This window comes from Streptomyces sp. NPDC086023, assembly GCF_044540325.1.
Lineage (GTDB): Bacteria > Actinomycetota > Actinomycetes > Streptomycetales > Streptomycetaceae > Streptomyces.
Genome location: NZ_JBITRX010000001.1, coordinates 408,412 through 431,516, shown reverse-complemented (window position 1 = coordinate 431,516; position 23,105 = coordinate 408,412). Strand labels below are relative to the sequence as shown.

Below are 23,105 nucleotides of genomic sequence, written 5' to 3'. Positions count from 1 at the left end.
GACGACTGATGCCGAAAAATGGGACGGCCCGACCAGCCTGACTCGCCGACCCGAACCCTAACCCTGAAGTTTAGGGTTAACAGTGTGTCTGTCCCTTGGACTCTTCCGGACAGGACACTAAGTCGACAAGTGGCGCGCGTTCAACGAACACGCCGAACCTCCCGTTTTTCTTTTCACCCTATGTGATCACCCATATCCCTGGCCAACCAGGGTGCTTCCCTGTTCGACCCCGCGTCAACTCCCGGAGGCCGCCGGGGCCGTGGGGGCGCTCACGTCGAAGTGCCGTGCGGAGCCCGCGGCTTTCATCAGGGCGGTGAGCGCACGGCCTTTCGCGGCCCCCTGCTCGGGACTCCCCCACATGACGGTCCGGCCGCCGGTCAACTCCAGTACGACGGCGTCGTACGAGCGCACGCGAACCACCCTGGTGTCCCTGGCCACGGCCGCCGGGAGGTCGTCGGCGACGCCCACCGCCTCGTGCAGCAGCCGCTCCTCGTCGAAGCGGCGCAGACTCGGTGACCGTTTCGCCGTCAATTCCAGTACGGGTACGCCCTCGGGGGCTTTCGGCACCGTGGCGAACCGGACGCCCGAAGCGTCCACTTCCACGAACTTGGCGCCCTTTTCAATGAGCAGGACGGGTTTGCGCTCGGTCACTTTGAGACCGATTCCGTGCGGCCAGGCGCGCACCACGTCGACCGAATCGATCCGCGGTAGCCGGCCGCGCAGCCGGGCCTCGATCTCGTCGGTGTCCACCGCGGCCATCGGCGCGCCGAGCGGCACGGCAGCCGCCACCCGGACCTGTTCGGGAGTGAGCACCTCGGTGCCGGTGATGCCGACCTTCTCGACGCGCAGCCAGGAGGAGCCGTACAGGGCCCAGGTGCCGCCGCCGGCGAGGAGCACGGCGGCGGCCAGGCCGAGCAGCACGGGCCTCCGGCGGAACCAGAGGCCGCGGGAGGTGCCGGAGGGGCCGGACGCGGACGGCTTCGAGGACTTCGCCGCCCCTGCGGGCTTCGACGCCTTCGGTCCACCGCGTTCCGCGGTCGTCGGTCCGGCCACTCCTGCTCGCCTCCTGCGTCAGCGGTTCCTGTGGGCTGCGATCGCCTCGTACACCATGCCGACCAGCAGCTCGTCGGCGTCCCGGCGGCCGAACTCGGCGGCGGAGCGGGACATCTCGTACAGCCGGTGCGGATCGGCGAGCACGGGCAGGACCTGGCTCTGGATCCACTCCGGGGTCAGGTCCGCGTCGTCGACGAGCAGGCCGCCGCCGGCCTTGACCACCGGCTGGGCGTTGAGCCGCTGCTCGCCGTTGCCGATCGGCAGCGGGACGTACGCGGCGGGGAGCCCGACGGCGGAGAGTTCGGCGACGGTCATCGCGCCCGCGCGGCACAGCATCATGTCGGCGGCGGCGTACGCGAGGTCCATCCGGTCCACGTACGGTACCGGCACATAGGGCGGCATCCCGGGCATGTTGTCCACGCGCGGCAGTTCGTTCTTCGGGCCGACCGCGTGGAGGATCTGGATGCCGGAGCGCTGGAGGGTCGGCGCGATGCCCTGGACGACCTCGTTGAGGCGCCGGGCTCCCTGCGAGCCGCCGGAGACCAGCAGGGTCGGCAGGTTCGGGTCCAGGCCGAACGCGGCGCGGGCCTCGGGGCGGGCCGCGGCGCGGTCGAGGGTGGCGATGGAGCGGCGCAGCGGGATGCCGATGTAGCGGGCGTTGCGGAGCTTGCTGTCGGGCGTGGAGACCGCGACGGCGTCCGCGTACCGGGAGCCGATCTTGTTGGCCAGGCCGGGCCGGGCGTTGGCCTCGTGGACCACGATCGGCACGCCGAGCCGCTTGGCGGCCAGGTAGCCCGGCAGGGCCACGTACCCGCCGAAGCCGACGACGCAGTCGGCCTTGGTCCGCTCCAGGATCTGCTCGGCGGCCTTGATCGTGCCGCGCAGCCGACCCGGGACGGTGATCAGCTCGGGTGTGGGCTTGCGGGGCAGCGGCACGGCGGGGATGAGCCCCAGCTCGTAACCGCGCTCGGGCACCAGACGGGTCTCGAGTCCGCGCTCCGTGCCGAGGGCAGTGATGCCCACGCTCGGGTCCTGCCTGCGCAGGGCGTCCGCGAGGGCGAGCGCCGGCTCGATGTGGCCGGCGGTCCCCCCACCGGCGAGTACGACATGCACCGAAATTCACCGCTCTCCGGACGGACGCTTCTTGACGCGCCGTCTCATCGACTTCCATCTCAGCCCGGCCCGCTTCCAGCCGAACCTCGGCTGGCGCATGGCGAGCGCCGCGCGTGCCGCCGGCTCCTCACGCGCGAACGCGATGAGCAGCCCGATGGCGAACATGGTCGGCAGCAGGGCCGACCCCCCGTAGGAGAACAGCGGGAGCGGGACCCCGGCGATCGGCAGCAGACCGAGCACCGCACCGATGTTGATCACGGCCTGGGCCGTGATCCAGGTGGTCACGCCTCCCGCGGCATACCTGACGAAGGAGTCCTCCGTGCGTCCGGCCACGCGGATACCCGCATAGCCTAGAGCCGCGAACAGGGCCAGCACCGACAGCGTCCCCGCCAGCCCCAGTTCCTCCCCGGTGACGGCGAAGATGAAGTCGGTGTGGGCTTCGGGCAGTTGTCCCCATTTTTCCACACTGGCGCCAAGGCCGGAACCGAACCATCCGCCCGAGGCCAGAGCATAGATCCCGTGCACGGCCTGCCAGCACAGGTCCCCCTTGCCGGGGTCGGTGGCGCCGAGGCAGGCGAGCCGGTCCATGCGGTGCGGGCTGGTCTTGATGAGGACCGCGACGATCAGGCCGGCGAGCGCGAGTACGCCGACGAACAGGCGGGTGGGGGCGCCCGCCAGCCAGAGCAGGCCGAAGAGGATCGCGGTGAGGATCATCGCGGTGCCCATGTCGCCGCCGAGCATGATGAGTCCCAGCAGCAGGAAGGCCACCGGGATCAGCGGCACCAGGAGGTGCTTCCACTGGGTCAGCAGGCCTCGGTCGCCCTTGCGGGCGAGCAGGTCGGCGCCCCAGAGGATCAGCGCCAGCTTGCCGAACTCGCTGGGCTGGAGCATGAAGGGGCCGCCGAGGGAGATCCAGTTCTGGTTGCCGCCGACCGAGACCCCTATCCCGGGCACCTGGACGAGCACCATGAGGAACACGGTTCCGGCCAGCACCGGGTAGGACAGCGCCCGGTGCAGCTTCACCGGCATCCGGGAGGCGGCCAGCAGCAGTCCGGTGCCGAGCAGGGCGGCGAAGAGCTGCTTCTGGAAGAAGTACGAGGCGGACAGGCCCTTCTGGAGGGCCGTGATCATCGAGGCCGAGTAGACCATCACCAGGCCGAGGACGGTGATCAGCAGCGCGCTGCCGAAGATCAGGTAATAGGCCGTGAGCGGCCGGTCCCAGGTGCGGCGCAGTTGCCGGTAGGTCCGCCGCGCCCGCTCGAACGGGCCGCGCCCGGACGGCTTCTGCGGCCGTCCGGACCGCTTGCGGCCCAGCGTTCTGGGAGCCCTGGGCACCGACGGGCGCCTGCCCGCGCCCACCGCCACGCGCTGCATCTGTCTGTTCCCCTCCACTCTGGACGAGCAGCCGGCCGGAGGGACCCGCCCCCGGACCTACGCGCTCTCCGCGGCCAGTTCGCGCACGGCGTCGGCGAAGGCGTCGCCGCGCTTGCCGTAGTTCACGAACATGTCCATGGAGGCGCAGGCGGGGGCCAGCAGGACCGTGTCGCCGGGCTGCGCGAGCCGGGCCGCTTCCCGGACCGCCGCAAGCATCGCCCCAGTGTCGGTCCGGTCGAGGTCGACGACCGGGACCTCGGGGGCGTGTCGCGCGAGCGCTTCGCGGATCAGCTCCCGGTCGGCGCCGATCAGCACGGCGCCGCGGAGCCGCTTGGCGGAGGTGGCCACCAGCTCGTCGAAGGTCGCACCCTTGGCCAGCCCGCCGGCGATCCACACGATGGACTCGTAGGCGGCCAGGGAGGCCTCGGCGGCGTGGGTGTTGGTGGCCTTGGAGTCGTCGATGTACGTGACCCCGCCGACCTCGGCCACGTGCGCGATCCGGTGCGCGTCGGGGCGGAAGTTCCGCAGTCCGTCGCGCACGGCGCGCGGCTCGACGCCGAAGGCGCGGGCCAGGGCCGCCGCCGCGAGGGCGTTGGCGATGTTGTGCGGGGCGGGCGGGTTGACGTCCGAGACCTCGGCCAGCTCCTGCGCGTTCTTCTGCCGGTTCTCGACGAAGGCGCGGTCGACGAGGATGCCGTCGACGACGCCGAGCATCGAGGGGGCCGGGGCGCCGAGGGTGAAGCCGATGGCCCGGCAGCCCTCCTCCACGTCCGCCTCGACGACCAGGTCCTCGGTGGCCTTGTCGGCCACGTTGTAGACGCAGGCCACCGTGTTGCCCTCGTAGATCCGGCCCTTGTCGGCGGCGTACGCCTCCATGGAGCCGTGCCAGTCGAGGTGGTCGGGGGCGAGGTTGAGGACAGCCGCGGAGTGGGCGCGCACGCTGGGCGCCCAGTGCAGCTGGTAGCTGGAGAGTTCGACGGCGAGCACGTCGTACTCCTGCTCACCGAGGACCACGTCGACGATCGGGGTGCCGATGTTGCCGACCGCTGCGGTGCGCAGGCCGGCGGCCTTCAGGATCGAGGCCAGCATCTGGGTGGTCGTGGTCTTGCCGTTGGTGCCGGTGATGGCCAGCCAGGGCGCCGCCCCGGGGCCTCGCAGCCGCCAGGCGACCTCCACGTCCCCGATGACCTCGACCCCGGCCGCCGCGGCGGCCTCGAAGAGCGGGCTGGACGGCTTCCAGCCGGGCGAGGTGACGACCAGGTCGGTGCCCTCGGGGAGGGTTTCGGCGTCGCCGAGGCGTACGGCGATCCCCTGGCCCTCGACCTCGGCGGCCCGGAGGCGGTGCGCCTCGCTGTCGCCGCCGTCGACGACCGTCACGTGCGCGCCGAAGCCGGCCAGGGCGCGGGCGGCGCTGATGCCGCTCACGCCGAGACCGGCGACGGTGATGTTCATGCCCTGCCAGGACGTCACTTGTCGGCTGCCCATCCCGCGTAGAAGAGACCGAGGCCCACGATCACGCACATGCCCTGGATGATCCAGAAGCGGACCACGACCAGCACTTCCGACCAGCCCTTGAGCTCGAAGTGGTGCTGGAGCGGTGCCATCCGGAAGACCCGCTTGCCGGTGAGGCGGAAGGAGCCGACCTGGATCACCACGGACATGGTGATGAGCACGAACAGGCCGCCCAGGAGCGCCAGCAGCAGCTCGGTGCGCGAGCAGATGGCGAGGCCGGCGAGGGCGCCGCCGAGGGCCAGCGAGCCGGTGTCGCCCATGAAGATCTTGGCCGGGGAGGTGTTCCACCACAGGAAGCCGAAGCAGGCTCCCATGAGGGCGGAGGCCACGATCGCGAGGTCCAGCGGGTCGCGCACCTCGAAGCAGGCGGCCGGGTTGGTCAGGGTCTCCGCGTTGGCGCAGGACTCCTGGTACTGCCAGACGCCGATGAAGGTGTAGGCGCCGAAGACCATGACGGACGCGCCGGTGGCCAGGCCGTCCAGACCGTCCGTCAGGTTCACGCCGTTGGACATGGCCAGGATCATGAACAGCGCCCAGACCACGAACAGCACCGGGCCGATCGACCAGCCGAAGTCCGAGACCCAGGACAGCTTGGTGGAGGCCGGGGCCAGGCCGCGGGAGTCGGAGAACTGGAGCGCCAGCACCGCGAAGGCGATGCCGACGATCAGCTGACCGGCCATCTTGGCCTTGGCCCGGAGGCCCAGCGACCGCTGCTTGACGATCTTGATGTAGTCGTCCAGGAAGCCGACCAGGCCCATGCCCGCCATCAGGAAGAGCACCAGCAGGCCGGAGAACGTCGGCTGGCTGGACGTGATCACCTTCGTCAGGGCGTACGCGGCGAGCGTCGCCAGGATGAAGGAGATGCCGCCCATGGTGGGCGTGCCCTTCTTGCCGAGGTGGCCGCGCGGGCCGTCGTCCCGGATGAACTGGCCGTAGCCCTTGCGGGCCAGCAGCTTGATCAGCAGCGGGGTGCCGATGATCGTGAGGAACATACCGATGACACCGGCGAACAGGATCTGCCTCATCGGCCGGCACCCTCGCCCTCAAGCAGTGCCTGTGCGATCCGCTCCAGACCGATCGACCTGGAAGCCTTCACCAGCACGACGTCCCCCGGCCGCAGTTCCCTGCGCAACAGGTCGACCGCCGCCTGCGCGTCGGACACGAGCACCGACTCCTCACCCCACGAACCCTCGTTATATGCGCCCAGTTGCAGCCAGGAGGCTTCCCTGCCCCCGACCGCCACGAGCCTGCTCACGTTGAGCCGGACGGCGAGCCGCCCGACCGCGTCGTGCTCGGCGAGCGACTCGTCTCCGAGCTCGGCCATCGGACCGAGCACCGCCCACGTGCGGCCCCCCGCCGCCTTGGCGGCGTCGCCCATCGCGGCAAGCGCGCGGAGCGCGGCCCGCATGGACTCGGGGTTCGCGTTGTAGGCGTCGTTGACGACCGTCACGCCGTCGGCGCGCTCGGTGACCTCCATCCGCCAACGGGAGAGCGTGCCCGCGCCGGAGAGCGCGGTGGCGATCTCGTCGACGGACATGCCCAGCACGTGGGCGACGGCGGCCGCGGCGAGCGCGTTCGACACGTGGTGCTCACCGTACAGCCGCAAGGTCACGTCGCTGCACCCGGTGGGTGTGTGCAGTGTGAAGGAAGGCTGTCCCCGGTCCGTCATGCGGACCTCGCTCGCGCGTACGTCGGCGTCCTCGGCCTCGCCGAAGAAGACGGTGCGCGCCTTGGTACGGGCGGCCATGGCCCGTACCAGCGGGTCGTCGGCGTTGAGCACGGCCACGCCGCCCTCGCTCTCGGCCGGCAGGGCCTCGACCAGCTCGCCCTTGGCCTGGGCGATCTGCTCGCGGCCGCCGAACTCGCCGATGTGGGCGGTGCCCACGTTCAGGACGAGGCCGATGCGGGGCGGGGTCAGTCCGGTGAGGTAGCGGATGTGGCCGATGCCGCGGGCACCCATCTCCAGGACGAGGTGCTGGGTTTCGGCGGTCGCCTTGAGGGCGGTCAGCGGCAGCCCGATCTCGTTGTTGAGCGAGCCCGGGGTCCACACGGTGGGTGCGTGCTGCTGGAGGACCTGGGCGATCAGGTCCTTCGTGGACGTCTTGCCCGCGGAGCCCGTCAGGGCCACCACGTCGGTGCCGAGACGGCCGACGACGGCGCGCGCGAGGGCGCCGAGCGCCGTCTCGACGTCGTCCACCACGATGGCGGGTACGCCGACGGGCCGGGCGGCCAGCACGGCCACGGCGCCCGCGGCGACGGCCCGCTCGGCGTAGTCGTGTCCGTCGACGTGCTCGCCGGCGAACGCGGCGAACAGCCCGCCGGGTTCGACCTGGCGGGAGTCGATGACGACGGAGCCGGTGACCGCGCGGGAGGCGTCCGGTATGTCGTGCGTCCGCCCGCCGGTGATGTCGGCGATCTCGGCGAGGGAGAGGGCGATCACTGTTTCACCTCGGCCTGTCGGGCCTGCTGTTGCTGGGACTGCTCGATCGCGGCGCGGAGCACCTGGCGGTCGTCGAAGGGCCGTACGACTCCGGCGGTCTCCTGGCCCTGCTCGTGGCCCTTGCCCGCGACGAGCACGGTGTCGCCGGGCCGGGCCCGGGCGACGGCCGCGGCGATGGCGGCGGCGCGGTCGGCGTCGACGAGCACCTCGCCGCGTTCGGCGGCGGGCACGGAGACGGCGCCCCCGAACATCGCGGCCAGGATGGCGAGGGGGTCCTCGGAGCGCGGGTTGTCGGAGGTCAGCACGGCGGTGTCGGCCAGCCGCGCGGCGGCGGCTCCCATGGGGGCGCGCTTGGTCTGGTCGCGGTCGCCGCCACAGCCGAGGACGAGGTGCAGCCTGCCCTCCGTGACCTTGCGCAGCGCGCGCAGGACCGATTCGACGGCGTCCGTCTTGTGCGCGTAGTCGACCACGGCGAGGTACGGCTGGCCCGCGTCCACCTTCTCCAGGCGGCCCGGCACACCGGGGACGGCGGCCACGCCGTCGGCGGCGGTCTGCGGGTCGATCCCGGCGGCGGCCAGGGTGACCACGGCGGCCAGGGTGTTGGCGACGTTGAACGGGCCGGGCAGCGGGGCGGCGGCGCGGACGCGCACGCCGTCGGGCCCGACGATCGTCAGGGTGCTGCCGACGGGGCCGGAGACCACGTCCTCGGCGCGCCAGTCGGCGCCGGCGTCCCCCTCGGCGGAGAAGGTCACCACCGGGATGGCGGCCTCCTTGGCCAGGCGGCGGCCGTACTCGTCGTCGACGTTGACCACTCCGAGGCGGGCGCGGCGCTCGGTGAAGAGCTGCGCCTTGGCCTGGAAGTAGTCCTCCATGCCGGAGTGGAACTCCATGTGCTCGGGGCTGAGGTTGTTGAAGACGGCGACGTCGAAGACGCAGCCGTCGACCCGGCCGAGCACGAGGGCGTGGCTGGAGACCTCCATGGCGACGGACTCGACGCCGCGTTCGCGCATCACCGCGAACAGCGCCTGGAGGTCGGTCGCCTCGGGGGTGGTGCGCTCGGACTTGATGCGTTCGTCGCCGATGCGCATCTCCACCGTGCCGATCAGGCCGGTGTGGTGGCCGGCGCCGCGCAGGCCGCCCTCGACGAGGTACGCCGTGGTGGTCTTGCCGGACGTGCCGGTGATGCCGATCTGCAGCAGACCGGTGCCGGGGTGTCCGTAGATCGCGGCGGCCAGTTCGCCCATCCGGCCGCGCGGGTCCTCGACGGCGAGGACCGGCAGGCCGGTCGCGGCTGCGCGCTCGGCACCGGCGGGATCGGTCAGGACGGCGGCGGCGCCCAGCGAGGCGGCCTGGGCGGCGAAGTCCGCACCGTGCAGGCGGGCGCCCGGCAGGGCCGCGTAGACGTCGCCCGGGCGCACGGCGCGGGAGTCGTGGGTGATGCCCGTGATCGGCGCGTCGGCCGGTGCGGGGGCTCCGATGCCCAGCAGCGCGGCGAGCTCGCCCAGGGGGGTCGGGCGGGCGTACGCGGGCCGGGGCGCTCCCGGCGGCGCTGCCGGGGCGTCTTTCTGGGTGGTTCTGGGCTGATCAGCGTGGGGCACGGCGGTGAGCGTACCGGGCGCACCGGGCCCGCCGGGAATTGAGGGGCCTCCGGCGCTCTGGTTCCCGGGGTCCTGGGTGATGGTCGTCACTGGTGGTGCCTCGCGCTTCTCTCCTCGGGCCCGGGCGCCGCCGCCCGGGCCGGCCGGCCGGTTCTCACCGGCCGGGTCCGAAGGTGACCGGCAGTCCGGCGGGAGCCGTGCCGGTGGGGGCGATCTGGAGGGTCTTGAGGGCGAACTCCATGACCTTCTTGTAGATGGGGCCGCAGATCTGGCCGCCGAAGTAGCTGCCGCGCGTGGGGTTCTGGATGGCGCAGTAGACCGTGATGCGGGGCTTGTCCGCGGGGGCGAACCCGGCGAAGGAGGCCGTGTAGCCCTTGTAGCGCCCGGTGGCCGGATCCACCCGGTTGGAGGTGCCGGTCTTGCCGCCGACCCGGTAGCCGGGGATGCGGGCCTTGGTGCCGGTGCCCTCCTGGTCGTCGACCACGGACTCCAGCATCTGGGCGAGCGTCTTGGCGGTCGCCTCGCTGATCACGCGGCGCGTCTCGGGCGCGGGGGCGGGTGTGAACCGGCCGTCGGGGCCCTTGGTGCCGCGGACCAGGGTGGGCTCGATGCGGACGCCGCCGTTGGCGACCGTCGAGTAGACGGAGGCGGCCTGCATGGCGTTGAGGGAGAGTCCCTGGCCGAAAGGGATCGTGTACTGCTGGGAGGTGGACCACTCCGAGGGGCGGGCCAGGAGACCGCGGGACTCGCCGGGGTAGTCGAGGCCGGTGGGCTGGCCGATGCCGAACTTCGTGAGGTAGCCGTAGAGGGTCTCGTTCACGTCGGCCTGGGTCTTGCCGAGCCGGCCGGTGGCCAGGATGGTCCCGATGTTGCTGGACTTGGCCAGGACGCCGTTGAGCGTGAGGTACCAGGTGGGGTGGTCGATGTCGTCCTTGAACAGCCGGTCGCCGCGGTGCAGCCGGTTGGGGACGATGACGTGCGTGAGGGGGCCGGCGACCTTCTCCTCCAGCACGGCGGCCATCGAGATGACCTTGGCGGTGGAGCCGGGCTCGTACACGTCCTGGAGGGCCGCGTTGCCCATGGCGGCGGAGCGGGCCTTGCTGAGGTCGTTGGGGTCGAAGCCGGGGGCGTTGGCCATCGCCAGCACCTCGCCGGTCCGGGTGTCCTGGACGACGACGTAGCCGCGGTCGGCCGCGGAGGCCCGCACCTGTTCGGTGATGGCGTTCTGGGCGGCCCACTGGATGTCGCGGTCGATGGTCAGCTCGATGTCCGAGCCGGGCACGGCGGGCTTCTCGCGCGAGCCGGCGGTGGGCACGCGGCGGCCGCCGGACTGGGCGTAGCGCAGCTCGCCGTCCTTGCCCGCCAGCTTCTCGTCGAGGGCGGACTCCAGGCCCCCGGCGCCCTTGCCCTCGGCGTTGACGTATCCGATTATCCCGGCGGCCAGGTTCCCGTTGGGGTACACGCGCTTGCTGCTGGGCTCCTGGAAGACGCCGGCCAGGACGTTGGCGCCGGGGCCGTTGCGGCGCTTGTCGGCCTGGGCCTTCTCGGCGAAGACGCGCTTGAGGTCCTTGATCTGGTTCCAGACCTGCGGGGTCTGCCGGCGGGCGAGGACCACGTACCGGGTGTTGGGGGTCTTCAGACGGGCGATGAGGTCCTCGGCGTCCTTGCCGAGGATGGGCGCGAGGAGCGCGGCGGCCTGCTGGGGGGCGTCGGGGGCCTTGCTCTCCTCGGGCGTGAACATCTTGGGGTCGGCCGTGATGTCGTACGCGTCGACGCTGGTGGCCAGGGCGATGCCCTTGCGGTCGGTGATCCGGCCGCGCTCCGCGGCGAGGGTGTGGCTGGCGTACCGGTTCTTCTGCGCCTGCGCGGAGTACTCGGCGGCGTCGACGGCCTGGACCTGGAGCAGCCGGACCACGAAGGCGACCATGACCAGGGTGAGGCCGAGGCTCACCAGGCGCAGCCGGGGCCGCGGGCTGCCGAGCCGGATGGTGTGCGGGGCGCGGGAGGCGGCGGGGCGGGGGCGGCGGGCGGACGGGCGGGCCGCGGGGCGTCCCGGGCCGCGCTCCCCCGGCCTGGGCCGGCCGGGTCCCGGCACGCGGCGGCGCGGAGGCTCCTTGGGGCTCATCGGTGCGCTCCTCGGGCCGCGGACGGGCGGGGGCTGGCATGAGCGGTCACGACGTCACCTAACGGGGGTCAGTGAGGGCTTCGCGGACGGGGCGCCCTGGCCGGGCGCGGCGGACGTGACGGCGGGGGCGGGCGAGCCGGCGGGCGCGCCCGGGCTCGCGGCGGGCGCCCGCGGGGCGGGCGCGGCCGCGGTGGGGCCGGGCGGGGGCGGCGCGGAGGCGGTGCTGGGCACGCCGTTGACCTTGCCGTCGGCGCCGAGGAAGACGGGGCTGCCGCCGGGGACCATGCCGAGGCGGCGGGCGCGGCGCTCCAGGGCGTCGGGCGCGGAATAGGCGTCGACGTCGCGCTGGAGGGCCTGCTGCTCGTCGGTGAGCGCGGTGGTGTCCCGCTTGAGCTTGCTGAGCTGGAACGAGCCCTGGTTGAGGGCCGAGTTGAGCAGCAGCAGAGTGATCAGGCCGCCGCCCAGCAGGGCGACGACCAGGAGCACGAACGGGGTGCGCGCGGCCCCCGTGCCGGGGGACCCCTTGAGCCTCCCGAGCCTGCCGGTCCGGCCGGCCTGCCCGCCCCGCGCGCTCACGCGCTCCTCCGCTCCCCGCTCCGGGCCGCGGAGGGCGCGGCGGGTGCGGACGGGGCGCTCCGGGACCGGGCCACGGATGCTGCGACGGTCAAAGCTCCTCCTCGCGGATGCGCTGCGCGCCGCGGAGCCGGGCCGGGGCGGCGCGCCGGTTCTCGGCGACCTCCTCCTCGGTCGGCAGCTCCGCGCCGCGCGTCAGCAGCTTCAGCTTGGGCTGGTACTTCTCCGGCACGACGGGCAGACCGGGCGGGGCCGTGCTGGCGGCTCCGGCCGCGAAGACCGTCTTGACCAGGCGGTCCTCCAGCGAGTGGTACGACAGGACGGCGATCCGGCCGCCCACGGCGAGGGCCTTGACCGCGGCGGGGACGGCCCGCTCCAGCACGGTGAGCTCGCCGTTCACCTCGATGCGCAGGGCCTGGAAGGTGCGCTTGGCGGGGTTGCCGCCGGTGCGCTTCGCGGCCTGCGGCAGCGCGTCGCGGATCAGCTCGACCAGGCGGGCGCTGTTGCTGAAGGGCTCCTTCTCGCGCTCGCGGACGATGGCCGAGACGATGCGCTTGGCCTGCTTCTCCTCGCCGTACGCCCGCAGGATCCGGACCAGCTCGCCGGCCGGGTAGGTGTTGAGGACCTCGGCGGCGCTGATGCCCGTCGTCTGGTCCATGCGCATGTCGAGCGGGGCGTCCTGGGCGTAGGCGAAGCCGCGGTCGGCCTCGTCGAGCTGCATGGAGGAGACGCCGAGGTCGAAGAGGACGCCGTCGACCTTGGGGATGCCGAGCCGGGCCAGTACGTCGGGCAGCTCGTCGTAGACGGCGTGGACCAGGGTGGCGCGCTCGCCGTAGGGGGCCAGCCGCTCGCCGGAGAGCCTCAGGGCCTCCTTGTCCCGGTCGAGGGCGACCAGCCGCACCTCGGGGAACCGCTTCAGGAGGGCCTCGCTGTGGCCGCCGAGGCCGAGGGTGCAGTCGACGACCACTGCCCCGGGCCTCTCCAGTGCGGGGGCCAACATGTCCAGGCACCGCTGGAGCATCACCGGGACGTGTCGGGTCTCGCTCATGCGCCCTCTCAGGTAACGGCGCGACCTGCGGGTACATGGACGTACGCGCCGCGCACGCGGGGGGATCATCGGGGCCGGGGCGGCGAAATCACACCGGGGCCCGGCCGGTTCGCGTCACTTTAGTCCACGGGTCGCCCCGGTCAACGAACCGGCCCGCGTGCCGTGCGGCGGGCTCCGGCCAACCCGGCGAAACCGGCGGACCACCCGGTCGGGCGCGTCCACCGGCCCCTGTGGGTTAGCTCACAACGAGGAGCAATGGCGCCCTTTGTCCACCCTCACACCTGCTGGGCTCAAGCGTGAGCACTAACGTCGTACCCATGACGACTTCCGCATCGCTGCCCACGTCCGCACCCTCGGAGGCCGGCACCGTCATCGACCGCCTCGTCCGGGCGAACCGGCAGTACGCCCGGGACTTCACCGACCCGGGCATGGACGCCAGGCCCGTTCTGCAGGTCGCCGTCGTGGCGTGCATGGACGCGCGCATAGACCTCCACGCCGCCCTGGGCCTCCAGCTCGGCGACTGCCACACCATCCGCAACGCCGGCGGCGTGGTCACGGACGACACGATCCGGTCGCTCACGATCAGCCAGCGGGCGCTCGGCACCCGTTCCGTGATCCTGATCCACCACACCGGCTGCGGTCTGGAGAGCCTCACCGAGGACTTCCGCCACGAGCTGGAGGACGAGGTCGGGCAGCGTCCCTCCTGGGCCGTCGAGGCCTTCCGGGACGTGGACCAGGACGTCCGCCAGTCGATGCAGCGGGTGCGGACCTCCCCGTTCCTGCGCCACACCGACGACGTCCGGGGCTTCGTCTTCGACGTCACCACGGGCCTCCTGCGGGAGATCGACCCGGCTTCGTGAGTGACATAACGGTGTGACGCCGTCAAGAATGCTCGGGTGACGCCCGCCCGGGAACCGCTTCCGGTCGACGTCCGTGTGTTTGGGGTGGGCCGGGATTACGCAATGGGCGTCGGCCCGTGAAAGGGCCGAGGAGGGCCGGGTGACGACCTATGACGATCGAGCGAGCCTCGCTGATCTGACCACCACCGCGGATCGTGTGCGGCGGTCGGTCGAGAGCGTGATCGAGGGCAAGCCCGAGGTCGTACGGCTTTCGCTGGTGGTGCTGCTCGCCGAGGGACATCTCCTGATCGAGGATGTCCCCGGCGTCGGCAAGACGATGCTGGCCAAGACGCTTGCGAAGTCCATCGCCTGCTCCGTGCAGCGCATCCAGTTCACGCCCGACCTGCTGCCGTCGGACATCACCGGCGTGAGCATCTACGACCAGCAGCGGCGCGAGTTCGAGTTCAAGCCGGGCGCGATCTTCGCGCAGATCGTCATCGGCGACGAGATCAACCGCGCCTCGCCGAAGACGCAGTCGGCGCTGCTGGAGTCGATGGAGGAGCGCCAGGTCACCATCGACGGCACCCGGCACGAGCTGCCGAGCCCCTTCATGGTGGTCGCCACGCAGAACCCGGTGGAGATGGAGGGCACGTACCCGCTCCCCGAGGCGCAGCGCGACCGCTTCATGGCCCGGGTGTCCGTCGGGTACCCGAGCCCCGAGGCCGAGCTCCAGATGCTCGACGTGCACGGCGGCGTCTCCCCGCTGGACGACTTCCAGCCGGTCGCGCACGCGCACGAGATCGTCAAGCTCATCGAGGCCGTGCGCGAGGTGTACGTCGCCGAGCCGGTCCGCCGGTACGTCGTCGACCTCGTCGCCGCCACCCGCAGCCACCCCGACCTGCGCCTGGGCGCCTCCCCGCGGGCCACCCTGCACCTGCTGCGCGCCGTGAAGGCCTCCGCGGCCCTGTCCGGCCGCGACTACGTCCTCCCGGACGACGTGCAGGCCCTGGCCGCGCCGGTGCTCGCGCACCGCCTGCTGCCGACCGCGCAGGCCCAGCTGAACCGCAGGACCGCCGAGCAGGTGGTGGCGGACATCCTCCAGCGCACCCCCGTGCCCACCGCCTCCGTACGCGGCGGCGCCCCGCACGGGTACGGGGAGCAGCCCCCGGGCCAGCGGAGCTTCTGATGGCCGCCGCGACGCGCCCGTCCGCCGAGTCCGGGCGGGACGGGCTGCGCGCCGCGTTCTCCGGGCTGACCACGCGCGGCCGCTCCTTCCTGGCGGCCGGCATCGCCGCGGCCGTCTGCGCGTACGTGCTGGGCCAGGGCGACCTGCTGCGGGTCGGGCTGCTGCTCGCGGTGCTGCCGCTGATCTGCGCCGTGGCCCTGCACCGCACCCAGGACCGGGTCACCGGCAGCCGCCGGCTCAGCCCGGTGCGGGTGCCGGCGGGGGCCGAGGCCCGGGTGCAGCTGCGCATGAACAACGTCTCCCGGCTGCCCACGGGGCTGCTGATGCTGCAGGACCGGGTGCCGTACGTGCTGGGGCCCCGGCCGCGGTTCGTGCTGGACCGGGTCGAGCCGGGCGGGCGCCGCGAGGTCTCGTACCGGGTGCGGTCGGACCTGCGCGGCCGCTACCCGCTGGGCCCGCTCCAGCTGCGGCTGACGGACCCGTTCGGGCTGGTGGAGCTGACCCGGTCGTTCCGGGACTTCGACACGCTGACCGTGATCCCGCGCACCGAGCCGCTGCCGCCGGTCCGGCTGACCGGCGAGTCCTCCGGGTACGGGGACGGGCGGCAGCGCTCGCTGGCGCTGGCCGGGGACGACGACGTGATCCCGCGCGGCTACCGGCACGGCGACGACCTGCGTCGGGTGCACTGGCGCTCCACCGCCCGGTACGGCGAGCTGATGGTGCGGCGCGAGGAGCAGCCGCAGCGCTCCCGGGCCACGGTGCTGCTGGACACGCGGCGGGTGGCCTTCCGCGGGGCGGGGCCGGACTCCGCCTTCGAGTGGGCGGTCTCGGCGGCCGCCTCGACCCTGGTGCACCTGCTGGAACGCGGCTTCTCGGTCCGGCTGCTGACGGACACCGGCGACACGGTGGGCGGCGAGGGGTCGGGCGGCTACTCGTCCGGCGGCTCGGAGTCCGCCGAGGCGGCCGGGCTGATGATGGACACGCTCGCCGTGGTCGGGCACTCCGACGGCGCCGGGCTCTCCCGGGCCTGCGACGCGGTCCGCGGGGGCAACGAGGGGCTGCTGATCGCCTTCTTCGGTGATCTGGACGACGCCCAGGCGGACCTGGCGGCGAAGATGCGGCAGCGCTCCGGCGCGGCCGTGGCCTTCGTACTGGACTCCGCGCAGTGGGCCGGCGAGGGCCGGGCCCGCTCCGGCGGCCCGGACGAGGACCGGCTGCGCAGGCTGCGCGAGACGGGCTGGACGGCGGTGGCCGCGTCCCCGGGCGTGTCCTTCGCCGAGCTGTGGCGGCACGCGGGGAACGCTCCCGCGGACCGGGGTACTTCGGGGGGTTGGGGATGAGCGGCCGGGCGAGACTGACGCTGTGCGCGCTGCTGGCCACGCTGCTGACGGCGTGCGCGATGCTGCCGCTGGTGCATCCGGCGACCTGGCTGCCGCAGGCCGCGGTGCTGCTCGCGCTCCAGAGCGCCACGGGCGCGGGTGCGCGGCGGGTGCCGCTGGCGCGCTGGCTGACCGTGCTGGCCCAGCTGGTCGTGTCGGTGGTGCTGCTGACCCTGCTGTTCGTCGGGGAGCGGGCGCTGGGCGGGGTGCTGCCCGGCCCGGGTGCCCTCCGGGACTTCGGGGCGCTGTTCTCGCAGGGCGTGCAGGACGTGGGGCACTACGCGATGCCCGCGCCGCTGACGGACGGGATCCGGCTGCTGCTGCTCAGCGGGGTGCTGCTGATCGGGCTGATGGTGGACGCCCTCGCGGTGACCTTCCGTACCGCCGCGGCCGCCGGGCTGCCGCTGCTGGCGCTGTACTCGGTGGCGGCGGGGCTGTCCCAGGGCGGCTCCGACTGGCTGTGGTTCCTGCTGGCCGGCTGCGGCTACCTCCTGCTGCTGCTCGCCGAGGGCCGTGACCGGCTGTCCCAGTGGGGCCGGGTCTTCGGCGGCGCGCCGCGCAAGGGCCGCGGGGGTACGGCCGCCGGGCTCACCGGCGGGGGCGGCGCGGTGGCGCCCGTACGGACCGGCCGCCGGCTGGGCGCGCTGGCGCTCGGCGTCGCGCTGGTGGTGCCGCTGGGGCTGCCGGCCCTGGAGGGCGGGATGCTCGGGGGTACGGGCAGCGGCGACGGCGAGGGCCTGGGCGGCACGATCTCGGCGGTCAACCCGCTGGTGTCGCTGCAGAACAGCCTGAACGTCACCGAGGACCGGGAGGTGCTGCGCTACCGCACCGACCACCGCAACCCCTCGGACCAGTACCTGCGCATCGTGGCGCTCGACGAGTTCGACGGCCAGTCCTGGAAGACGGCGGAGCGCCACATCACCGACGTCCCCGAGCGGCTGCCGGACCCGCCGGGCCTCAGCCCCGCCGTGCGCACCACGGAGGTGCGCACCAGCGTCTCGGCGGCCGGCTGGTACGCCCAGACCTACCTGCCGATGCCGTACCCGGCCACGCAGGTGGACATCGGCGGCAAGTGGCGGTTCGAGCCCGTCGGGCGCACCCTCGTGGGCGACCGGGGCCAGAACACCCGGGGCGTCCAGTACACGGTGCGCGGCCTGCGCCTGCAGCCCACGGCGGAGCAGCTGACGAAGGCCCCGCAGCCGGCGCCGGCGCTGGTGGCCGAGTACACGCGCGTGCCGGCGGGCCTGCCGCCCGCCGTGGAGGAGACGGCGCTGCGGGTCACCCGGAAGGCGAAGAGCGACTACGAGCGGGCGGTGCTGCTCCAGGACTGGTTCGCCGGCGCGGGCGGCTTCACGTACGACACGCACGTCAACTCGGGCACGGGCACGGCGGGCATCGCCAAGTTCCTGGAGGCCAAGCGGGGCTTCTGCGTCCACTTCTCCTTCACGATGGCGGCGATGGCGCGCACGCTGCGGATTCCGGCCCGGGTGGCGGTGGGCTTCACCGCCGGTTCCGCGAAGTCGGACGGCAGCTGGTCGGTGACCCTGCGGGACGCGCACGCGTGGCCCGAGCTGTACTTCGAGGGCGTCGGCTGGACGCGCTTCGAGCCCACGCCCTCGCGGGGCAGCACGCCGGACTACACCCGGCCGGAGACGCCCACGGGCCGGCCGTCGAACCCGGCGCCCGAGGTGCCGGGCCGCACGGCCGCGCCCGCTCCCGCGCCGTCGTCCTCGGCCTCGGACGCCTGCCCGCCGGAGATGCGGCGGCTGGGCGAGTGCGGGCAGGCCCAGGCGGGTGCCGGTGCGGGCGGCGACGGTCCCACCCCGGGCCAGGTGGCCCTGGTGTCCGGGGCGGCGCTGCTGGTGCTGGCGCTTCCGGTGCTGCCGATGCTGTGGCGGTCCCGGGTGCGCAGGCGCCGGCTGGCCTCGGGCGACCCGCTGGAGGCCTGGCGCGAGCTGGGCGACGCGGCGTGGGACGTGGGCGTCGAGCCCGACGGGGCGCTCTCCCCGCGGGGGGCCGCGCGGCGGATCGTCGCGCTGGGCCGGCTGGACGGGGAGGCCGAGCAGGGGGTGCTCCGGCTCGCCGGAGCGGTGGAGCGCTCGCTCTACGCTCCCCCGGCCGCCGGGCCCGGGGCCGCCGGGGCGGCGGATGCCGCCGAGGACGTGCTGCGGGCGCGGGCCGCGCTGCTGGCCGGGGTCGGCCGGTGGTCCCGGCTGCGGGCGCTGGTCGCGCCGCGGTCGGCCGTACGCGTGCGGTGGGCGTTGTCGGACCGCTGGGCGCGGGTGCGCGGTGCGGCGGCCGGGCGGCTGCGGACGGTCCGGATCCCGCTGCGCGGGCGCGGCTAGGGGTGTTGAGGGGCGGCCGGTCCTCGCGGGCGGGCCGTCCTGCCGCCGGGTGACTGTGACACGGGCCGTGCCCGTGGGGCGGGCGGGTCCTCGCAGAACAGGAAAACCCGTGCGGCGGGGCTCGTTCCTCCAGAGCCCCGCCGCACGGGTTTCGTGTACGGGTCCCCCGGACCCGTACCCCCGTTCCCACGGGCCGGTCCCCCCGGACCGGCCACGCCGTCGGACGGGGGGCCCGTCCCGCTCCGCCGCCCCGTGTCGGCGGTGCGGGACGGGCTCCCCTTCCGTCGGGTCCACTCTCCCGTCTGCGCAGGTGAGGGCCCATCCGCGTACCTACTCATCTCTGTGTCTAGGTACGGATACTCAGTTCTACGTGGAACCGCCCGCCCGGTGCGACCGCCGACCGGGTCTGTCCCACGTCCCCCGAAGGGGTGGTGGCCGGGTGTCAGCCGGCGTGGCCGGAGACCCGCCCGCGCAGCAGCAGCGACAGGGCCGAGTGGACGTCGTCGATGGACCGCTCGCTCTGGAACGACTGCCAGTCCAGCGCCGCCACGAGCACCATGCCGACCAGCGCGGCGGCCGTGAGCGGCACGTCGATCTCGCCGCTCAGCTCGCCGCGTTCGACGCCCTCCCTAAGGACCGACTCGACGACGGCCACCGCCTCGCCCCTGACCACCATGAGGGTGGACTGCCAGGCCCGGTTGGTGCGCCACAGCTCGGCGACGTACAGCTGGGTGAAGGCGGGGTAGGCGTCGATGAAGACGAGGCCCGCGCGGATCATCGCGTCGAGCGCCTCGACGCTCGTGCCCCCGCGGCTCCTGACCCCGTCCGCCGCCTCGCGGAGCGAGGCGGTCAGCAGGCCGACGCCGTGCCGGAGCAGCTCCTCGAAGAGGACCGTCTTGCTCGCGAAGTTGTAGTAGACGGTGCCCTTGGCCACTCCGGCGCGTTCGGCGATCTCGTCCACGGTGGTGGCGGAGAAGCCCTGTTCTGCGATCAGGGTGACGGCCGCCTCGTAGAGCTTCTGCCGGGTGGCCTGCCGTCTGGTGCTGCTGCTGTCCATGGCGCTGATTGTCACAGGCTCAACTCCGGGTGCAGGCGGTCCATGGTCCACACCTGCTTGCGGCGGGCGGCCAGGGCGGTGAGCGCGAGGGCTCCCGCCGTGAAGGCCGCCAGGACCGCGCAGCCCTGCCACACGGGGTCGAGCGGCCCGCCGGTGATGAGGCGGCGCAGGCTCTCGACCACGTACGACATCGGCAGGTACGGGTGGATCGCGTTGAAGAAGCCGGGGCTGGTCTGTACGGGGTACGTGCCGCCGGCCGAGGTCAGCTGGAGCATCAGGACCGCGAGGACGAGGATGCGTCCGGCGGCCCCGAAGCGGGCGTTGAGCCACTGGACGATGGCCGCGAAGCAGGCGGTGACCAGGACCAGGAACCCGATGGTGCCGGCCGCGCGCTCCATCTCCAGGCCGAGGCCCCAGTGCAGTACGGACATCAGCGCGGCCACCTGGAGGACGCCGAGGGCGGCCACCGGGAGCCAGCCGGCGAACGCGACGCGCCAGGCGGAGGCGCCCGCGGCGAGGGCCCGCCGGTTCATCGGCTGGATCAGCATGTAGGCGACCATCGCGCCGACCCAGAGGGAGAGCGGGATGAAGTACGGGGCGAAGCCGGTGCCGTAATTGGGCGCCTTGTGCAGGGACTTGGCGGCGAGCTGGACCGGGTCGGCCATGACCTCGGTGCGCCGGTCGCGCTGCTGCTCGTCGTAGTCCGGGATCTGGTCGGCGCCCTCGTGGAGGCCGCCGGCGAGCTGGCCGGAGCCGTCGACGAGCTTGTACATGCCGCCGTCGAGGCTGTGGGCGCCCTTCTTGAGCTTGCCGACGCCCGCGTCGAGGTCGTCGGAGCCGGTGTGGGCGGCGGTGATGCCGGCGTGCAGCTTGTCCATGCCGGTGGCGACCTTGTGGGCGCCGTCGTTCAGGGCGTTGATGCGGCCGACCGCGGCGTCCAGGTCGGTCGCGAGGGTCGGGGCGGCGTCGACGACCTTGCGGGCCTTCTGCTCCAGGTCCTTGAGCTGGGCGCGCAGCTTGTCCAGGTCGCCGCCGGAGTTCTTGACCAGGTTGTCGACGTCACGGGCGAGTTCGGCCGCCTCGGCGGCATCGTCCTTCGCCCGCTTCAGCTTGGGGCACTTGGGGCTGGGGGTCTCGGCACCGGTGCACAGCTCGCCGTACACGTCGTCCAGGGCGTCCGAGGCGGCGTTGGCGGCGCGGGCTGCGCCGGGGGCCGCCTTGGCGAAGGTGTCGAGGTGGTTGCGGACCACCTTGGCGCTGTCGGCGGCCAGTTCGGCGGCGTCGGCGATGGTCTTGACGTTGTTGCGCAGGAACGGGCGGGCCTTGTCGGCCGCCGTGTTGACCTTGTCGGCCAGGGTCTGGGTGCCGTTGGCGACCTGGCGGCTGCCGGTCTCCAGCCGGCCCGCGGCCGTGTCGAGCTTGCCGAGGCCGCCGGCGAGGTCGCTGCTGCCGTTCTTGGCGCTGGTCAGGCCGTTGGCGAGGTCGTTGGCGCCCTTCTTGGCGCGGCCGATGCCGTCCTTGAGGTCGTCGGCGCCCTCGGCTGCCTCCAGGGTCTTGTCGTGCAGGTCCGAGAAGGAGATGAAGATCTTGTCGAGGAAGCCGCGGGAGGTGCTGCTGGAAGCGGAGGCGCGGACCTCGGAGAACACCGTCTTGGAGATGGAGCCGACGATGTAGTTGTTGGCGTCGTTCGTACGGACCTGGAGCGCGCCGGTCTCGGGGGCGTCGCCGGAGCTGGAGGCGAGCCGGGTGCTGAAGTCCTCCGGCATGGTGAGGGAGAGGTAGTACGTGCCGTCCTCGACGCCCTCGGCCGCCTCGGCGGCGCTCACGTCACGCCAGTCGAAGATCCTGCTGTCGTGCAGCTTGCGGGCGATCTCGTCGCCGGCGGCGATCTCCTTGCCGTCGACCGTGGCGCCCTTGTCCTCGTTGACCAGGGCCACCGGGAGCTTGTCGAGGCGGCTGTACGGGTCCCAGAAGGAGCACAGGTACAGGGCTCCGTAGAGCAGGGGCAGGAGGAGCAGCGCGACGAGCGCGGCGCGCGGGAGCTTCCCCCTGCCGAAGCGCTTGAGCTCAAGCGCGGCCAGCTTCGGCGAGCGCATCGGCCGCCCCCTTCTGTGCGGTGGTGTCGGTGGTCTGGGTGGTCTGGGCGGAGCCGGTGGCCTCGGCGCCGGTGCGGGCTCCGGTGCCCTCGGCGTCCGTGTCCGGTCCGGTGGTGCCGGTACCGGCGGGCTCGGCGTCCTCGCCGGCGTCCGGCGGGAGGGTCCCCTGCGAACCGTCACCAACTTCCGCCGGCCCGGCCTCGCCGGCCGGCATGGTGGACCCGGTGGTCCCGGTCGCCTTCCCCTCCTCGGCTGCCTGGCTCGCTGCGGTCGCCCCGGGCTCCCTGGCGGCGGACGACTCGGCGTTCTCGGTCGTCCCGGCGGTCGGGGCCTGCTGCGCCGTCGGGGTCGTCCCGGCGTGCCCCGCCCGCCCCGCCTGCCCGGCCTGCCCGGCCTGCCCGGCCCGGGTCTGGGCCGCCCCGGCGGACTCCTCGGCTGCGGCGGGGGCTGCGGGCGCGGCGGCCGTACCGGTGGCCGCGCGGCGCTTGCGCTTCGGGAGCGTGCGCGGGGTGGCCGCCGCGGCGGTACCGGGCCGGCGGGCCGTGTCCTGCGGGGCCGGGTCGTCGCCTTCTCCGGGCGTGCCGGCGGCATTCGTGCGGATGACCAGCGCGTCGGCGGGGGCCTCGCTGCAGACCGCGAGGACCGTGGTGCCGCGGGCGGCGAGGGAGCGCAGCAGCGCCCAGGCCTCGACCCGTTCGGCGTCGGAGAGCTTGAGGTCGGTGTCGTCCACCGCCAGCAGGCCCGGGCCGGAGATCAGGGCCAGCGCCAGGGAGAGCCGCAGCTCCTCCAGCCGTTCCAGCTCCCGCACCGAGGTGCGGGCGCCCTTCGGCAGGGCCGCCACGTCCAGGCCCACGGCGTCCAGGGCCGCGTCGATCCGGCCGGCGGTGAGCGCGGCGCGCTCGGACCGGGGGCGGAACAGGGCCCGTACGGGTCCGTCGTAGCGGCGCTGGAGCAGCGCCCGCTCGCGCAGCTGCTCGGCCACGGTCAGCGCCGGGTCGAGGTCGGTGACCCCCGGGACCGGGCCCAGGCCGCTGATCCGGCGGACCGCCGCCATCTTCTTCGGCAGTCGCAGACCGCCGACCTCCGCGTGGCCCGCGGTCGGCTTCATCCGGCCGGTCAGGGCGAGGAGCAGGCAGGTACGGCCCGTGCCGGACGGTCCCTCGACAGCGATCAGGGAACCGGGCGCCGCGTCGACGTCCACCCCCTGGAAGACCCACCCGCGCGGGCCCTGCAGTCCGAAGCCCTGGGCCTTGACGGCCGCGCCTGTCGGGCTGTCCACCCCGTCCCCCCTCTTTTGAACTGACTGGTCAGTTCAAAAACTAGCACGCCCCTGCGAACTCCCGTGCCGCCTCCCCCGATTCGCCCGG

At 73.4% G+C, this 23,105-nt stretch carries 17 protein-coding genes; 4 read left to right on the top strand and 13 right to left on the bottom strand.

Annotated elements, in window-relative coordinates; all coding sequences use genetic code 11:
- Positions 1–234: 234 nt before the first annotated feature.
- The 10 genes from ACIF6F_RS01940 to rsmH form a co-directional block, all read right to left on the bottom strand.
- A complete protein-coding gene (locus ACIF6F_RS01940; RefSeq protein ID WP_399939798.1) occupies positions 235–1,053 on the bottom strand; it encodes a cell division protein FtsQ/DivIB in 819 nt (272 codons plus the stop codon).
- A gap of 18 nt (positions 1,054–1,071) precedes the next feature.
- Positions 1,072–2,166, bottom strand: a complete 1,095-nt coding sequence (gene murG / locus ACIF6F_RS01935; protein WP_399939796.1) for an undecaprenyldiphospho-muramoylpentapeptide beta-N-acetylglucosaminyltransferase — start codon at positions 2,164–2,166, stop codon at positions 1,072–1,074.
- Positions 2,167–2,172: 6 nt separating this feature from the next.
- A complete protein-coding gene (gene ftsW, locus ACIF6F_RS01930; protein ID WP_399939794.1) occupies positions 2,173–3,540 on the bottom strand; it encodes a putative lipid II flippase FtsW in 1,368 nt (455 codons plus the stop codon).
- 57 nt (positions 3,541–3,597) lie between these two features.
- Entirely contained in the window at positions 3,598–5,025 is a 1,428-nt protein-coding gene (gene murD / locus ACIF6F_RS01925; protein ID WP_399939792.1) for a UDP-N-acetylmuramoyl-L-alanine--D-glutamate ligase, read from the bottom strand.
- Entirely contained in the window at positions 5,007–6,077 is a 1,071-nt protein-coding gene (gene mraY, locus ACIF6F_RS01920; protein WP_399939789.1) for a phospho-N-acetylmuramoyl-pentapeptide-transferase, read from the bottom strand. The genes murD and mraY overlap by 19 nt, the downstream gene beginning before the upstream one ends.
- Complete coding sequence (gene murF, locus ACIF6F_RS01915) at positions 6,074–7,492, bottom strand: UDP-N-acetylmuramoyl-tripeptide--D-alanyl-D-alanine ligase (RefSeq protein WP_399939786.1); 1,419 nt, start codon at positions 7,490–7,492, stop codon at positions 6,074–6,076. Before murF ends, mraY begins: the two co-directional genes overlap by 4 nt.
- Positions 7,489–9,180: a UDP-N-acetylmuramoyl-L-alanyl-D-glutamate--2,6-diaminopimelate ligase gene (locus ACIF6F_RS01910; RefSeq protein WP_399939784.1), complete on the bottom strand. Its 1,692-nt coding sequence runs from the start codon at positions 9,178–9,180 to the stop codon at positions 7,489–7,491. Before ACIF6F_RS01910 ends, murF begins: the two co-directional genes overlap by 4 nt.
- Before the next feature lie 64 nt (positions 9,181–9,244).
- A complete protein-coding gene (locus ACIF6F_RS01905) occupies positions 9,245–11,215 on the bottom strand; it encodes a peptidoglycan D,D-transpeptidase FtsI family protein (RefSeq protein WP_399939782.1) in 1,971 nt (656 codons plus the stop codon).
- A 54-nt stretch (positions 11,216–11,269) separates the two neighbouring features.
- Complete coding sequence (locus tag ACIF6F_RS01900) at positions 11,270–11,791, bottom strand: septum formation initiator family protein (RefSeq protein WP_399939779.1); 522 nt, start codon at positions 11,789–11,791, stop codon at positions 11,270–11,272.
- Positions 11,792–11,879: 88 nt separating this feature from the next.
- Entirely contained in the window at positions 11,880–12,836 is a 957-nt protein-coding gene (rsmH, locus tag ACIF6F_RS01895; protein WP_399939777.1) for a 16S rRNA (cytosine(1402)-N(4))-methyltransferase RsmH, read from the bottom strand.
- Between the two features lie 317 nt (positions 12,837–13,153).
- Between rsmH and ACIF6F_RS01890 the strand changes: the two genes are divergently transcribed.
- The 4 genes from ACIF6F_RS01890 (at position 13,154) to ACIF6F_RS01875 (ending at position 18,585) form a co-directional block, all read left to right on the top strand.
- Positions 13,154–13,696 carry a beta-class carbonic anhydrase gene (locus tag ACIF6F_RS01890; RefSeq protein WP_399939775.1) on the top strand — a complete coding sequence of 181 codons (543 nt, stop codon included), beginning with the start codon at positions 13,154–13,156 and terminating at the stop codon, positions 13,694–13,696.
- A gap of 139 nt (positions 13,697–13,835) precedes the next feature.
- Positions 13,836–14,861: an AAA family ATPase gene (locus ACIF6F_RS01885; RefSeq protein WP_399939773.1), complete on the top strand. Its 1,026-nt coding sequence runs from the start codon at positions 13,836–13,838 to the stop codon at positions 14,859–14,861.
- A complete protein-coding gene (locus ACIF6F_RS01880; protein ID WP_399939770.1) occupies positions 14,861–16,201 on the top strand; it encodes a DUF58 domain-containing protein in 1,341 nt (446 codons plus the stop codon). The genes ACIF6F_RS01885 and ACIF6F_RS01880 overlap by 1 nt, the downstream gene beginning before the upstream one ends.
- Positions 16,198–18,585 carry a transglutaminaseTgpA domain-containing protein gene (locus ACIF6F_RS01875; RefSeq protein ID WP_399939767.1) on the top strand — a complete coding sequence of 796 codons (2,388 nt, stop codon included), beginning with the start codon at positions 16,198–16,200 and terminating at the stop codon, positions 18,583–18,585. The genes ACIF6F_RS01880 and ACIF6F_RS01875 overlap by 4 nt, the downstream gene beginning before the upstream one ends.
- Before the next feature lie 442 nt (positions 18,586–19,027).
- On the opposite strand, the gene ACIF6F_RS01870 is transcribed toward ACIF6F_RS01875, so the two are convergent.
- Genes ACIF6F_RS01870 through ACIF6F_RS01860 form a run of 3 tightly spaced genes read right to left on the bottom strand, consistent with a single transcriptional unit; the run spans position 19,028 to position 23,017 of the window.
- On the bottom strand, positions 19,028–19,642 hold the full coding sequence (locus ACIF6F_RS01870; RefSeq protein ID WP_399939765.1) for a TetR/AcrR family transcriptional regulator: 615 nt from the start codon (positions 19,640–19,642) through the stop codon (positions 19,028–19,030).
- A gap of 11 nt (positions 19,643–19,653) precedes the next feature.
- A complete protein-coding gene (locus ACIF6F_RS01865) occupies positions 19,654–21,738 on the bottom strand; it encodes a YhgE/Pip family protein (protein ID WP_399939763.1) in 2,085 nt (694 codons plus the stop codon).
- Positions 21,710–23,017 (bottom strand): ATP-binding cassette domain-containing protein, encoded by a 1,308-nt coding sequence (locus tag ACIF6F_RS01860; RefSeq protein WP_399939760.1) that lies wholly within the window; start codon positions 23,015–23,017, stop codon positions 21,710–21,712. The genes ACIF6F_RS01865 and ACIF6F_RS01860 overlap by 29 nt, the downstream gene beginning before the upstream one ends.
- Between the last annotated feature and the right edge of the window lie 88 nt (positions 23,018–23,105).